Raw genomic sequence first — 14,348 nt, 5'->3', positions numbered from 1 at the left:
ATGAGCGAAGAACTGGATAACGGCGGCCTGGAAACCCTCGAACCCGAAAACGGCGGGCCGGCCGACGCCGTCGCGCCCGGGGCGGCGCTCCACCACCTGCGCCCCATCGCCGGCCTGTACGAGGGCTGGTTCTTAGACTACGCGTCCTACGTGATCCTGGAGCGCGCCGTCCCCCACCTGACGGACGGCCTCAAGCCGGTGCAGCGGCGGATCCTGCACGCCATGAAGCGCCTGGACGACGGCCGTTACAACAAGGTGGCCAACGTCATCGGCTACACCATGCAGTACCACCCCCATGGGGACGCCTCCATCGGCGACGCCCTGGTGGCCCTGGGGCAGAAGGGCCTGCTCGTGGACACCCAGGGCAACTGGGGCAACGTCTACACCGGCGACGGCGCCGCCGCCCCGCGCTACATCGAGGCGAGACTCTCGAAGTTCGCCCTGGAGACGGTGTTCAACCCCAAGACCACCGACTGGAAGCTCTCCTACGACGGCCGGAACAAGGAGCCGGTCCTCCTGCCCGTCAAGTTCCCGCTGCTGCTGGCCCAGGGCGCCGAGGGGATCGCCGTGGGGCTCTCCTCCAAGATCCTCCCCCACAACTTCAGCGAGCTGATCGACGCCTGCATCGCCCACCTGCAGGGGCGGCCCTTTGAACTGCTCCCCGACTTCCCCACCGGCGGCCTGGCCGACTGCAGCCGCTACAACGACGGCCAGCAGGGGGGGCGCGTCCGTTCCCGCGCCCGGATCGCCAAGCTGGACAAGAAGACCCTGGTCATCACCGAACTCCCCTGCGGCAAGACCACCTCGTCGCTCATCGACTCCATCCTGGCGGCCAACGAGAAGGGGAAGATCAAGATCCGCAAGATCGACGACAACACGGCCGAGAACGTGGAGATCCTGGTCCACCTCGTCCCGGGGACGTCGCCCGACCTGACGATCGACGGCCTCTACGCCTTCACCGACTGCGAGGTGTCCGTCTCCGTCAACTGCTGCGTGATCCACGACGACAAGCCCCGGTTCCTGGGCGTGAAGGAGGTCCTGAAGATCTCCGTGGAGAACACGGTCCGCCTGCTGGAGCAGGAGCTGCGGATCCGCCGGGAGGAACTGGAGGACGACTGGCACCGCTCCTCGCTGGAAAAGATCTTCATCGAGAAGAGGATCTACCAGCGCATCGAGAAGTGCGAGACCTGGGAGTCCATCCTGGAGACCATCGATGTGGGGCTCGAGCCCTACAAGAAGCGCCTGCGGCGGGCGGTGACCGCCGAGGACCTCGCCGCCCTCACCGAGATCAAGATCAAGCGGATCTCCCGCTACGACGCTTTCCGGGCCGACGAACACATCCGGGCCGTGGAGGCGGAGATGGAGCAGGTCGACCACCACCTGGGCCACCTGGTGGCGTACGCCGTCGCGTACTACGAACGGATCCGGGAGAAGTACGGCAAGGGGCGCCAGCGCCGCACCGAGCTGCGGGGCTTCGACGTCATCGAGGCGGCCAAGGTGGTGCTGGCCAACGAGAAGCTCTACGTGAACCGGAAGGAAGGCTTCGTGGGCACCGGCCTGAAGAAGGACGAGTTCGTCTCCGAGTGCTCGGGCCTCGACGACATCATCGTCTTCCTCAAGGACGGACGGTACGTGGTGACGAAGGTGGCCGAGAAGGCCTTCGTCGGCCCGGACATCGTCCACGTGGGCGTCTTCCAGAAGAACGACGAGCGGACCATCTACAACGCCATCTACCGGGACGGCAAGACCGGCCCCGCCTTCATCAAGCGTTTCGCCGTGACCGGCGTGACCCGGGACAAGGAGTACGACCTGGGCCAGGGCACGCCGGGGAGCCAGGTGCTCTACCTCACCGCCAACGCCAACGGCGAGGCGGAGACCGTCACCGTCTCCCTCAAGCCGCAGCCGCTGCTGCGAAAACTCCACTTCAACGTCGACTTCAGCGCCGTGGCCATCAAGGGGCGCGCGTCCAGGGGGAACCTGGTCACGAAGCACCCGGTGGCCCGGGTCGCCCTGAAGGAGACCGGGGTCTCCACCCTGGGCGGCCGGCCCATCTGGTTCGACCCGGACGTGGTGCGCCTCAACGCCGACGGCCGCGGCCGGCTCCTGGGCGACTTCTCCGGCGACGACCGCATCGCGGCCTTCACGCGGTCGGGCCTCTACACCACCACCAACTTCGATCTCGCCAACCACTACGAGGCGGACGTCACCCTCGTCGAGAAGTACGACCCGGAGAAGGTGTACACCGCCGTCTACCGGGAGGGCGAGGACGGCTTCTACTACGTCAAGCGTTTCCCGGTGGAGCCCACCGAGAAGCTGGTGCGCTTCATCGGCGACCACCCCGAGTCCGTGCTGGTGACGGTCTCCGGCGACGCCTTCCCGCGGGTGAGGCTCGTCTTCGGCGGGCGCAAGGCGGGCGTCGAGGAGGAGGTCGAGCTGTCCGGCTTCATCGGCGTCAAGAGCTGGAAGGCCCACGGCCGGCGCCTCAGCCCGGCCGTTGTCGAGGAGGTCCTCCCGCTGGAGCCGCTCCCCGTCGAGGAAGCCCCGACGGGGCCCGATGAGGACGGACTGCCGGGTGGCGATGAGTTCGGGACGGAGGCCGAAGGCGAAAACCCCGCGCTTGCCGGTGCCCCCGATGCGGCCGAAACAAGGGCCCCGGAAGCGCCCCGGGCAAGCGCGGCACCCTCGCCGGAGGACCTGGGGGCGGAAGAACCGGCGGCGGCGGAGGCGCCGCACCCCGCCGCCCACCCCCACCAGCTCTCCCTGTTCCCCCTGGACGAGTGAGGTTCCCTGGGGTGAAGCGCTGCGTGGTGTTGCCCCGGTGCCGGGGGGCGGGTCTCCGAGCGGCCTCGAGCGGTCGCTAAAGGACGAAAGGACCAAAACGACCCAAAGGACGGAAAGGACAGGGAGCGGGCGGGGCAACCGGAGGCGGCAGGCGGGGCGAAGCGCGAGGGCGCTCCGGTTTCAAAGCGGCGAGGCGGACGTACCCGGTTGCCGCCCGACAATGACTTCAGGCGAGGTGACCATGACGACCGGTGAAAAGGCCGACCCGTTCCGGGACATGAATGCCCTCCTGGACGAACAGGGTTACTACCCCTTCCACCAGCTGCTGCAGCGGCAGAACGAGGAGGGCTACCGCATGCTCTGCGGCCTCGCGCCGGGGTCGCGCTACGAGGCCGCCCGCGAGGAGATCTACCAGACCCTTCACGCCCTCGAGGCCTTCGGGGGCATCGTTCCCTACCACCAGCGCTGCGCCGTGGGCCAGGACCCGGACCCGACGCCCTGGAACCGGATCGGCCGCCCCAGCAAGATCGAGCTGCTCATGCTGATCCTCTTCGCCATGGCGAAGCGATCGCCCCGGGGCGACGCCGCGGTGCTGCTCTCGGGCGGCGACCAGAGCCACATCCTCGGCTTCGACTACAACAGCCGGGAGATGGGCACGGAGTACATCACGGGCTCCTCCCTGCTGCTGAACTTCCCGATCTCCATGACCCGGGGCGGCGTGCTGCTGACCCTGCGCGCGCCCCAGCGCTTTCTGCTCCTGCAGGGGGAAAACCGGCAGATCGGGAAGATCCTGTACTACCACGGCTCCCTGGGGCCGGTGGAGCGGGAGGTGCTGCGGATCATGGGGGACCGGCCCCGGGTGGAGAAAGTGCCCAACGGCTTCTGGGACTACCGCTCCCTGGTGGCCCGGATGGCCCCCGAAGCGAGGGTCCCGGAGGGCTTCTGGTCCCCGGAGGACCTCTCGCAGACCGTCGAGGACGGGGACCCGGGGGCGGGGCCGTGGTCCAACCCCTTCCAGGGGAGGGTCTGCATCCACCCCGAGGTCCCGGAGATCGAGTTCGCCGGCCTGGTGGCCATCCTCTCCCGGCTGCGGGCCAACTGCCTCAAGCGCAAGGTGGGCGCGGTCCTGCTGGACCTCTACGACGACGAGGAGGAGGAGCGCTCCGGGGACGGCGGGAACAATGCCCCGGGAAAGATCCGCTCCGTCGGGTACAACGGGTTCAAGAGCGGGCTGATGGACTGGAGCTGCGACCGCAGCTTCTGCAACAAGCGACGCTACGGGGCCAAGGACGACCGCCTGTGCTACTCGCCGTGCGCCGAGATCGACTGCTACCAGGGCTACTATCACGACGCCTCCATTCGGGAGGTCTTCTATCGCCAGGTGACGCGCAAGCACCGCCCCCGGTCGATCCGCACGGTTTCGGTGACCACCATCGAGCCCTGTGAGCGCTGCACCTCCATCCTCTTCGAGAACGGGATCCTCGACTTCTACCCCATGGGCCAGTACCAGAAGGAGCGGACGAAGATCCTCAACTCCCTCTCCGAGCGCGGCCACATCCGTATCCACTCCCTGGGGGGCCCGTTCTGGGAGGCCTGGGAGGCGGCGTCACCGGGGAGGGGCCCGCTCGACCCCGGGCCCGTTTCCCCGTCGAATGGCCCGGCATGAGACGGGGTTCACCCATCACACGGTCTTCGAATCGTAGCCGGGCACCAGCTCCAGCCGGGTCAGCATGCCGGTTTCGAGGAGGGTTGAGAAGCTGAAGACGAAGGGGCGGGCCTGGCCGGGCGGCAGGGCCGGGAGCGCGTTCCCCTCGTCGTCTCCCAGCGCCGTCACGTCCGCCGTGAACAGCGCCCCGTCGGCGGTGTACCCCGCCCCGACGACGGAAGGGTAGAGGCAGTCCTCGTTCCCGGTGTTGACGTAAAGCCCGGTGGCCCGGGCGTCGTCGCCTAGTTCGATGACGACGTCCCGCAGTTCCGCCCGCGGTCGCCGCCGGGCCTCCTCGCAGCTGTACACCGTCAGCCGGCAGGAGGCCGCGAGGCCCTCCACGTCCGACTCGTCGGTGACCCCCAGGAACGGGCCGCTGCCGAAGGGCGGCAGGGTGAAGTTGAGCGGGGTGGCGGTGAAGGGCCGCCCGGTGGACAGGGTGGCATTCAGCTCCCGCCCGCCCCCGTCGTAAAGGTGCACCCGCAGGGACACGGCGACCCAGCGGTCGGACAGGTTCCGGACCAGGCCGGGGACCACGAGGGTCCCCAAGTCGGATCGGGCCGGCCCCTGGACGATCTCGAGGGGGAAAGGAGACCCCTCCGTGGAAGGCGGGTGACTGGTCAGGGAGCGTGTCCGCCCGATGTGGGCCAGGTCGTCGCCCGGCGCGATCCGGTCGGGGTCGTTCATGTCGCCCTCCTCGGGGTGGTTTGGCCGCAGGCGGGCGCGGCCGGGAGCCCCGCCGCACACGCTGCGGTGCCGGACGAGAGTTTAACACTCATCCGGGCTTTTTACGACCGTGTCACTTTTCAGAAAGTGCTTTACGGACTGCGGAGATTTCGATTAACCCTTGGGCGGGAGGGCGTCAACGTCGCCGACGGGCGGATCAGGGGCTACCCCCGCTATCTCCAGGGGACGTCCGGGACCACCGGGAACCGACTTTACATCCTGCCGGGTTTCCTTCCCCCTGCGCGATCCCTTCGCCGCAAGTCATCCGATTTCTCCCGGGAGCCCAAAGCGGTATCGAGGCTTGACAGCCGCCGGATCCGGTCTAAGATAGACCTCCTTGCCGCCGGCAGGAAATCGAGGCTTTCCGAAAGAGACCCCATGGCCCTTTTGCTGTCCGTCAACGGGATATCGAAACAGTTCGGCGCGCGGCCGCTCTTCAGCGACCTCTCCCTCACCGTCTCGGACGGGGAGCGGCACGCCCTGATTGGGCCCAACGGCGCGGGGAAGAGCACGCTCCTGGAGATCCTGGCCCAGCGTCAGCCTCCCGACGCGGGGGAGGTGGCCTGCCGGAAGCTGGCGCGGGCCGCCTTCGTGGCCCAGGAGCCGGCCTTCCCGGACGGCGCCACCGTCCGGTCGGTCCTGGAGGCCGCGGCCCGGGAGCCCGGCGACGCGGAACGTTTCCAGGGCCAGGCGGGGCTGCCCGACCCCGACGCCCCGGCGGCGTCCCTCTCGGGCGGCGGGCGCAAGCGCCTCGCCCTCGCCGCGGCCCTGGCCTCCCGGCCCGACCTCCTGCTGCTGGACGAGCCCACCAACCACCTGGACGTGGAGGGGATCGAGTGGCTGGAGTCCGTCCTCCATTCCGCGCGCTTCGCCAGCGTCACGGTGAGCCACGACCGCTACTTCCTGGAGAACACCGCCACCCACCTGATGGAACTCAACCCCGCCTACCCCGACGGCCTATTCTGCAGCCCGGGGAACTACAGCGCGTTCCTGGAGAAGCGGGACGACTGGTTCCGGGCGCAGGACCGGGAGCGCGACGCCCTGGCCAACGCCGTCCGACGGGAGGTGGCGTGGCTGCGGCGGGGGCCCAAGGCCCGGACCACCAAGTCGAAGGCGCGGGCCGACGCCGCCCGCGACCTGGTGGAGAGCCTGGCGGAGATGGACGGCCGGCGGGAGGGCGCCGCCCTCCGGATCGCCTTCACGGCCACCGAGCGGCGCTCCCGACGGCTCCTGGCGGCCCGCGGCCTCCGGAAATCCCTGGGCGGGCGGACCGTCGTGGGCGACCTCTCCCTCGCCCTGGCTCCCGGTCACCGGCTGGGCCTCGCCGGGGCCAACGGGTCGGGGAAGACCACCCTCCTGCGCCTGCTGGCGGGGGCGCTCGAGCCGGACGGCGGGACCGTGGAGCGGGCGGAGGGCCTCCGCGCGGTGTACTTCGACCAGCACCGCGACGAACTGGACCCGGCGTGGACCCTCAAGCGCGCCCTGGCCCCCGACGGCGACGCCGTGGTGTACCAGGGGCGGTCGGTGCACGTCATCGGGTGGGCCCGGCGCTTCCTCTTCCGGGAGGAACAGCTGGAGCAGCCCGTGGGGAGCCTTTCCGGCGGCGAGCGGGCCCGGGTCCTCATCGCGCGGCTCATGCTGCGCCCCGCCGATGTGCTGCTCCTGGACGAGCCCACCAACGACCTGGACCTGCCCGCCCTGGAGGTCCTCGAGGAGAACCTGCTGCTCTTCCCCGGGGCCCTGGTCCTGGTGACCCACGACCGCTACCTCATGGACCGGGTCTGCACGGCGGTGATGGGCCTCGACGGCGAGGGGGGCGCCGCCCTCTACGCCGACCGGGAGCAGTTCGAGGCCGACCGGGGCGAGCGGCGCGCCGCCCGCCGGCGCGAGACGGCCGAAGCGGCCGCGGCGGCGGTTCCCGTGAGGGTCCGGCCGGCAAGGCGGCTCTCCTGGCAGGAGCAGAAGGAGTGGGACGCCATGGAGGCCGCCATCGAGGGCGCCGAGGCGGAGCTGGCCCGGCTGACGGACGAACTCCACGACCCCGCCATCGCCTCCGACGCGGCCCGCCTGGAAACCCTCCACCACGCCGCGACCTCCGCGCAGGCGGAAGTCGACCGCCTCTACGCCCGCTGGGCCGAGCTCGACGCAAAGCGCAGCGCCCCGTAGGCACCTTCTGCCGGAAGGCGCCATTTCAAACATTTTCGCAAGGAAGACGGCAGGAGCCGCAGATCATGCTCCCGCCGGAGCTTTCGTGCGAGCGGCTCCACGATCTTGCGCGATTTGGCCCCGGTTTTACGTTGAAGGGCCAATCATCCCGACTTGCGATAAAAAATTATCGAAAATCAATAAATTCTTATTGACAATCAGCTGATTCTCGCCGATACTGGCCTCAAAGGACGGCGAGGAGGTTTCCAATGTCAAAACCCGGGCTGGTGACGCTGCCGCGGATCGTCAAGGGGTTCATTCATGTCTTTTTCGGGGCGGGGCTCCTCTGGGGCGTCTGCCTGCTGGGCGGGATGGCGCTCTCCCTGCGCTACGCGGACGACCTGGCGAAATTCACGCTCTTCCCGCTGAAAATCGACAACCTGTACGAAATCGACCAGCCTCGCGCGGGGGCCGCTCCCCCGGTCGTGGAAACCCGGGACGGCTCGGCCCGCCTGGAGCTGGACACCGTCTACGGTTCCTACCGCTACCGGAGGATCCCCCGCCTCGTGGTGGGGACCCTCTATCTCGGCCTGTTCCTGTCGCTCGGCCTCTACTTCGTGGTGGTGATCCAGCTCGCCAACCTCTTCGAGCACTTCAGCGAGGGGCGATTCTTCGAGGCGGGGAGCCCTCGCTGCCTCTTCCGGGCCGGCTGGGCCCTCCTCCTTGCCGGCCTCCTCAACCCCGGTTTCAAGCTGCTGGTTCTCTGGACGTTCCAGGGGTCGATCGCCGTGGAGGGCGCCTCGCTGCCGTGGGCTTTCCTCGCCTCGGAGGTGCGCCCGGAGATCGTCCTGGCGGGGCTGGTGCTTCTGGTGCTGGCGGAGGCGTTCCGGCGCGGCGTCTCCCTGCGCGAGGAGCAGGACCTGACGGTGTGAGGGGCGCGATGGCCATCCTCGTGAACCTGGACCTGTTGCTGGTCAAGCGGAAGATGAAGCTCACCGAGCTGGCCGAACGGGTGGACATCACCCTCGCCAACCTGTCGGTGCTCAAGCAGGGGAAGGCCCGGGCCGTCCGGTTCTCGACGCTGGAGGCCCTCTGCCGGGAACTGGGCTGCCAGCCGGGCGACCTGCTGGAGTACCGGCGGGACGACCCCGGGGGCGACCCGGCGCCTTGAGTGCGAACCCGTCGGGAAGCAATTGGATGGGATTGTGGACAAGATTCCCACCCGGACCTCCGGGAGAACAGGGCCGAAGTCGGATTCGAAAACCGCTCCCCCCGGCCGGGGGGGACGGTTGAACGGTTCGGGGGGCTTCGCCGGTCCCCGTTGCTCAGGAAGCCGGGAACCGCGCGCGGGGACCGTCCCCTTTCCGCTTGACGTCCGTACCGGTGCGCCTATAATTGTTTTCGATTGAAAACTGAAACCCGGGCCTGGATTGGCCGATGCCTTGCCGAATTCCGCCAGCGAAGGGGGACACAATGAACCGAACCCGGCCGAGATCGCTCCTGGTGGCCGCCGTGATCGCCCTGACGTCCGGGGTCGTCCTGTCGAGCGCCAACTTCAAGCTGGTCCAGGTTTTGCAGGTCTGTTACCTGATGTACACCGACGGCGTCACGCATCCCTGCGTCTATGTCACGGGCCCGGACCTCCCGTCACCAGCCGATGTCTACCTCATCGGGTCCACCACCGCCGAGGAGGAGCAGATGCTCCGGATGGCCGTCACCGCCTTGGAAAAGGGATTTTACGGGGTCATCGACCTCCAGGGCACTTCTCCCTGCTACTCCTCCTTCTTCGCCGTGCAGAACGTCCCCGTCGCCGGGGCCCGGCCAGGGACGGCGGCCGCCCTGCCGGCCCCTCCGGCCCCACCGCCCGTCACGGCAGGGATCGGCGGTGCCGTCGTCGGGCCCCCCGGCCAGGGCGCCGCGGTTCGTCCGGCGCCCGCCGCGGATTGGCGTGCGGTGACGGTGTTGCAGGTCCAGACCCTGCACTACATCGACGGCGTCCATCGGCCCTGCCTGTCCGTGACCGAGGATGGTTCGTCTTACTACAACATCTACATCCTCGGTGAGAGCGCCACGCTGGACGACTGGGGTTTCCGCCTGGGGTTGACCGCGCTTCGGTGCGGGCGGCGGGCCGTCGTCAACCGTCAGCTCTCGGGGACCCCGGATGTTTACTTCACCCCGACGGTGGCCCTTCAGGACATCCCCGTCCCCTGAGGGCGGGCACTGGAACCGGGAGGCGGAAACCATGAGGACCCTGACGGCGCGACGCTTTCTTCTCTGGGCATCCGTGGCGGTGGGGTCCGCCGCGGCGACGCCCGGCACCTGTTCGGCCGCGGACTGGAGGCTCGTGACCCTCCGCCAGATCTCCCTGCAGAGCTTCTGCGACGGCTCCCGGCACCCCTGCCTCGTGGTGAGCGGAGGCGGCCTGAACGACCAGGCCGTCTTCGTCGTCGGCGCCGACGCCGCCACGGAGGAACGGGCCTTCGAGATCGCCCTGGCGGCCCTGGGCGACGGCTTCCGGGCCGTGATCGACTTCCAGCCGTCCTCCGCCTGCCCCGGCCTGTACTACACGCCGACGGTGGTGATCCAGGCCGTCGGCGTCCCCGGCGACCCGCACCACCTGGCGCTGGCCGGGGCGGCGAACCCGACCGCCGGGGCCGGCGGGGCCCTGACCGTCACCGCCATCAACCAGTACGGGAAGACCGCCACGGGTTACGCCGGCGACAAGACCCTGGTCTTCTCCGGTGCGGCCGCCTCGCCCGACCCCGTCACGCCTCCCGCCGTCACCGACAGGAACGGGACGGACGTCCCCTTCGGCAGCGGCACGGTCCTGACGTTCACGGACGGGCGGGCCACCGCCGCCCTCACGCTGTACAAGGCCGGGCCCGCCGTGGTCCAGGCCGACGACGGGAGCCTGTCCACCGGCAGCGACCCCGGCCGCGCCCTGGCGGTGACGGTGGGCCCCGCGGCGGCGAGCCGCCTCCGCTGGTCGCCGCCGCCGGTCACGCCCGTCACGACCGGCTTGACCTGGCCGGCCTTCGGGGTCGAGACCGCCGACCCCTGGGGCAACCGGACCGCCGACACCGGCGAGGTCACCCTCACCCCGTCCGCGGGGACCCTGGGCGGGACCCCGGTAAGGACCGCCACGGCCGGGCTCGCCGTTTTCGACGACCTTTCCTTCGCCGCCGCCCCGGCCGACCTTACCGTGACGGCCACCTTCGGCGCCCTGACGCCGGCGGACGCCGGGGTGGTGGTCAAGACCCTCGACCCCGCCGTGGCGGACTTCAACTTCGACGACGTCTCCGACGTCCTCTGGCGGAATGACACCTCCGGCGCCCTGTCGGGCTGGCTCCTCGCCCCCGCCGGCGTGACCGGTTCCTTTTTCGCCGGTTCGGCCCCGGGGCCCGACTGGCGGGTGGCGGGCCTCGGCGACATCGACGGCGACGGCCGGGCGGACATCCTCTGGCAGAGCGGGACGACCGGCGACCTCGTCCTGTGGTTCGAGTCCGCGTCCGGCTGCCTCGGGGACACGTGGCTGGGGGCGGTCGGGTCCGACTGGCAGATCGGGGGGCTGTCGGACGCCGACGGCGACGGCCGGGCCGACCTCTACTGGCGGCACGTCCCGTCCGGCACCGTGTCCCTCTGGTTGCTGGACGGGAACGGTTACCGCGCCCCCGGGAACATCGGCCGGGTCGACAGCACCGACTGGAAGGTGACCGGCGTGGCCGACTTCGACGCCGACCGGAAGGGGGACCTCCTCTGGCGTTACGCCCCCACCGGAGAACTCTCGGTCTGGTACGTGGACGAGACCGGTTACCGGGGCGGCCTGGGCCTCGGAACGGTGGACCCCGCCTGGAAGGTGATCGGCCTGGGGGACGCCGACGGCGACGGCCGGGCGGACCTCTTCTGGCGCCACGAGAACACCGGCGATTTGTCCCTGTGGTTCATGGACGCGGCGGGCGTGAAGGGGGCCGGCTACCTCGGCGGCATCGCGGACCCGGACTGGCAGGTGGCGGGGATCGGCGACTTCGACGGGGACCGGCGGAGCGACGTCCTCTGGCGGCACGCCCCGGCCGGCGCCCTCGGGGTCTGGTACGTCGATGCCGGCGGCTATGCCGGCAGCGCCTCCCTCGGCACGGTGGACCCGGCGTGGAAAACCCAGAACCATGCCCTCTTCGCCGGGGGGCAGTGAAGCCGGACCCTCGCCCGGCGGCCCGGGTCCGTTTCCCCGGCTCGTTTCACCGGGCCGGGCGGCGCAGGATGCAGACCACCTCGTTCCCGCCCATCTGTGTCCTGCCCACCGTCATCCCCAGGAACGATCGCGTCATGGGCATTTCCCTCCGGAACAGTTTACACCCGGGTTTTCCCGCGGCGTTTTTCAAGATATTGGAAACCGGTAGGGGGCCGGGGTTCATCTCCCCGGGCATTTTGTCGAAAGGCGGAGGGGGCTGGTGATCGGTTCCGGGGGCGCCGGCGGATCATTCTCGCGGACCGCTATCGCGATGGGGCCGCGCAAACCTCCTGCAGGCCGTCATTTCCGTTTCGGCGGCAGGAAACGGAAACCGGCGGAGGCGAAGGGGGCGCCGGGCACGTCGCGGTCGCCGGCGAAGCTCACGAGGGCCCTCAGCTGCCGGGCGGCCTCCGCGGGGTCCAGGTCGCGGGCCAGGACCAGGTCGTAGTACAGGAATTCCAGCACGGCGCTGGCCCCCCAGTCCACCGAGGTGGCGTAGCCGGAAACCGGGAAGGACACCCCCGGCGCCAGCCGCCCCAGGAGGTCTCGTCCGAAGGATTCGCTGAGGGTCAGGCAGGAGGCGAAGTGAAGCAGTTCCACGTTCGGGGCAAAGCGCAGGGCCTCCGCGAACACCTTCGGGCCCAGGGTCACCCCGCCGGCGGGGACGCCGTCCGGCTGCCCGTGGCTGGAGAGGACCACCACCACCGGCTCGGCGAGGTAGGCCACGTCGGAAAGCCAGCAGCGGACGTCCGCCTCGTCCCGGAAGAAGCGGTGCCGCACCCGGACGTTGGGCGAGCGCTGGAAGAACGCCTTGAGCATGGCGCCGAAGCTGTACTCGCGCTCCCCCAGGCGCGGCTCCCAGTTCGCCTCCACCACCACCAGCCACTTCCGGCCGGCGACCGGCGTCACCCGGGTGCCGTCCCACGCCGACCATCTGTCGCTTCCGTCCGCCCGCCATTTCCCCGTGAATCCCGACCCGTCGGGAGCGAGTTCGAACCAGCCCTCCCCCTTCGCCATCGCCTCGGTGTAGCGAAAACTCAACCTGCGCCCGTCCAGGGCGCCCTCCAGGGTCCCCTCCGACGACGACCCGTCGGGGGCGGCGTAGCAGCCGCGAAGGTGATTCCCCTCCTCGCCCACCAGGCGGATGCGCCCGTATCGGCTGTCCCAGAGCCCCTCGAACCCCCGGGCGGCGCCGTCCCCCCGCCGCCCCGTCCAGGGGAACCAGGCCTCCGATTCCCGTTCCCGCCACTGGCCGGCGAAGGACGTCCCGTCCGCCGAGAGCGCGAACCACCCTTCCCCCGACGCGGACGGCTCCCGGTAGGTGAAAACGAACTTCCCTTTCTCCACGGTCCCCTCGAGGGTGCAGCGGGCCTCGCCGAACACGTAGGACCCGGTGACCCGGTCGCCGTCCCGGACGAGGGTCATGGGGCCGTAGGTGGTGTCCCAGCGCCCCTCGAAACCCGGGGCCGCTTCCCCGGGGGGCGGGCTCGGCAACGGCCCCGCCCCGGCCGGGGGCGCCCCGAGCGCCCACAGCGCGAACAGGCCGAAAAGCGCCGCCCCAAAACCCGGGACCCGGTCCCGACCGGCTGTTCCTGGCCTCGTTTTCATGATCGTCTCCTCCCCGTCGAAACAGGATGTCGTCTCCCGTTCATTGTCGCCCAGGTTGACGCGGGGCGTGCAGGATTTTCCGCACGGGGACCGCAAGACGTCGATTTCCGTTTGAAAAGGGCGCGGGCCCGCCGTCGAAATGGTTGCGGCCGGCCGCCCCGCGCGCTATCCTGAGGGTGGGGCCCCTGGTGCATCCGGGGCCCGAGCTTTCGGGCAAGGAGGGAACCATGGCCGAGACCTGGCTGCAGCCGGGCGAGTCGATCCTGGGGCAGTGGTCGGTCTTCGTGGGGGACCCGTCCCCGAACTCCGCCAAGATCACCGGCAAGCTCTACCTGACCAACGCCGCCGTCCACTTCCAGGCGGGCCTGTCGCTGGAGGAAAACGCCGCCACCCTGATCAACAGGGCGTTTTTACGCCTTTCGCACGCGCAACCTTTCAGAACGCTGGACGACCACCTCGTCATCCCCTTCGGCGGCATCGGGGACGCCGCGGTCCTCAAGCGCTCCTTTTTCCAGAAGGCGCTGGAGATCCGGCTGAAATCGGGGGAAACGCTCCTTTTCCAGTTCGGGATCATGTCCCCCCGGAAAGCGGCGGAGGGCATCCGCGCCCGCCTCTAACCCGGGCCGGCGCCCTCGCCGCCCAATCGGCCAGAAACCACATTTCGCACCCTCTGTTTTTGTGCGTGTTGCGAATCTGTTTCTGAAGAGCCCGGCGGGTCACCAGCGTTCGCACCACGGTCGACGGGCCCCGCCCCCGTAGGGGGCGAACATTTGTAGCTTTGGGGGGGCCACGTTTCCTCCGCCCCGCGCGCCGCCGGCCCGAGATGGCGCCCCGCGGCACGATCCACCCCCGGCGGCGCGCGAGGCGGGGACAGACCAAAACTCCCGCCGGTTCTACACAGATTCATCCCCTGACGGGGATGAAGATCGCCCCCACCCGACGCACGCCCGAACCCCGTCAGTTCAATCTGAATGGACCGATGGGGAGTGCGGCGCGGAGGCCGTCGGAGCGCCGGTGGGAGTATCTTGGGACTTCCCACGTAATGTCAAGCACTAAATTGTCGGGTGGTACCCGACGATTTATCTGCCTGGATGTTCTTTCCATTCATTCGGTTGATGTCGAAGAGGGTTCGGTTCTGTAACATCACAGAAAGCA

General features: G+C 69.5%; 9 protein-coding genes and 1 pseudogene. 8 read left to right on the top strand and 2 right to left on the bottom strand.

Annotated elements, in window-relative coordinates:
* Together KA419_10835 and KA419_10830 are read left to right on the top strand one after the other, a co-directional pair.
* Positions 1-2,565, top strand: a pseudogene (locus KA419_10835) (DNA gyrase/topoisomerase IV subunit A).
* Positions 2,566-3,022: 457 nt separating this feature from the next.
* Positions 3,023-4,447 (top strand): hypothetical protein, encoded by a 1,425-nt coding sequence (locus KA419_10830; GenBank protein ID MBP7866435.1) that lies wholly within the window; start codon positions 3,023-3,025, stop codon positions 4,445-4,447.
* Positions 4,448-4,462: 15 nt separating this feature from the next.
* On the opposite strand, the gene KA419_10825 is transcribed toward KA419_10830, so the two are convergent.
* A complete protein-coding gene (locus tag KA419_10825; GenBank protein ID MBP7866434.1) occupies positions 4,463-5,173 on the bottom strand; it encodes a hypothetical protein in 711 nt (236 codons plus the stop codon).
* 417 nt (positions 5,174-5,590) lie between these two features.
* On the opposite strand from KA419_10825, the gene KA419_10820 reads away from it, so the two are divergent.
* The 5 genes from KA419_10820 (at position 5,591) to KA419_10800 (ending at position 11,546) form a co-directional block, all read left to right on the top strand.
* Positions 5,591-7,378, top strand: coding sequence for an ABC-F family ATP-binding cassette domain-containing protein (locus tag KA419_10820; GenBank protein ID MBP7866433.1), 1,788 nt, complete (start codon positions 5,591-5,593; stop codon positions 7,376-7,378).
* A 248-nt stretch (positions 7,379-7,626) separates the two neighbouring features.
* Positions 7,627-8,289: a DUF2975 domain-containing protein gene (locus KA419_10815; protein ID MBP7866432.1), complete on the top strand. Its 663-nt coding sequence runs from the start codon at positions 7,627-7,629 to the stop codon at positions 8,287-8,289.
* Between the two features lie 8 nt (positions 8,290-8,297).
* Entirely contained in the window at positions 8,298-8,528 is a 231-nt protein-coding gene (locus KA419_10810) for a helix-turn-helix transcriptional regulator (GenBank protein ID MBP7866431.1), read from the top strand.
* Between the two features lie 302 nt (positions 8,529-8,830).
* Positions 8,831-9,568, top strand: a complete 738-nt coding sequence (locus tag KA419_10805) for a hypothetical protein (protein ID MBP7866430.1) — start codon at positions 8,831-8,833, stop codon at positions 9,566-9,568.
* 31 nt (positions 9,569-9,599) lie between these two features.
* Positions 9,600-11,546 carry a VCBS repeat-containing protein gene (locus tag KA419_10800; GenBank protein MBP7866429.1) on the top strand — a complete coding sequence of 649 codons (1,947 nt, stop codon included), beginning with the start codon at positions 9,600-9,602 and terminating at the stop codon, positions 11,544-11,546.
* Between the two features lie 339 nt (positions 11,547-11,885).
* On the opposite strand, the gene KA419_10795 is transcribed toward KA419_10800, so the two are convergent.
* Entirely contained in the window at positions 11,886-13,193 is a 1,308-nt protein-coding gene (locus tag KA419_10795; GenBank protein MBP7866428.1) for a hypothetical protein, read from the bottom strand.
* 227 nt (positions 13,194-13,420) lie between these two features.
* Between KA419_10795 and KA419_10790 the strand changes: the two genes are divergently transcribed.
* Entirely contained in the window at positions 13,421-13,810 is a 390-nt protein-coding gene (locus KA419_10790; GenBank protein MBP7866427.1) for a hypothetical protein, read from the top strand.
* Positions 13,811-14,348: the final 538 nt, after the last annotated feature.

It is taken from the genome of Acidobacteriota bacterium, assembly GCA_018001935.1.
GTDB lineage: Bacteria > Acidobacteriota > JAAYUB01 > JAAYUB01 > JAAYUB01 > JAGNHB01.
The sequence above is the reverse complement of the archived record's forward strand: the minus strand, read 5'-3'. Positions and strand labels throughout refer to the sequence as shown.

What these genes read in the sequence shown, in the direction of transcription:
- KA419_10825 (MBP7866434.1), bottom strand. Translation starts at nt 5,173, where the DNA reads ATGAACGACCCCGACCGGATCGCGCCGGGCGACGACCTGGCCCACATC.
- KA419_10830 (MBP7866435.1), top strand. Translation starts at nt 3,023, where the DNA reads ATGACGACCGGTGAAAAGGCCGACCCGTTCCGGGACATGAATGCCCTC.
- KA419_10800 (MBP7866429.1), top strand. Translation starts at nt 9,600, where the DNA reads ATGAGGACCCTGACGGCGCGACGCTTTCTTCTCTGGGCATCCGTGGCG.
- KA419_10805 (MBP7866430.1), top strand. Translation starts at nt 8,831, where the DNA reads ATGAACCGAACCCGGCCGAGATCGCTCCTGGTGGCCGCCGTGATCGCC.
- KA419_10820 (MBP7866433.1), top strand. Translation starts at nt 5,591, where the DNA reads ATGGCCCTTTTGCTGTCCGTCAACGGGATATCGAAACAGTTCGGCGCG.
- KA419_10790 (MBP7866427.1), top strand. Translation starts at nt 13,421, where the DNA reads ATGGCCGAGACCTGGCTGCAGCCGGGCGAGTCGATCCTGGGGCAGTGG.
- KA419_10815 (MBP7866432.1), top strand. Translation starts at nt 7,627, where the DNA reads ATGTCAAAACCCGGGCTGGTGACGCTGCCGCGGATCGTCAAGGGGTTC.
- KA419_10795 (MBP7866428.1), bottom strand. Translation starts at nt 13,193, where the DNA reads ATGAAAACGAGGCCAGGAACAGCCGGTCGGGACCGGGTCCCGGGTTTT.
- KA419_10810 (MBP7866431.1), top strand. Translation starts at nt 8,298, where the DNA reads ATGGCCATCCTCGTGAACCTGGACCTGTTGCTGGTCAAGCGGAAGATG.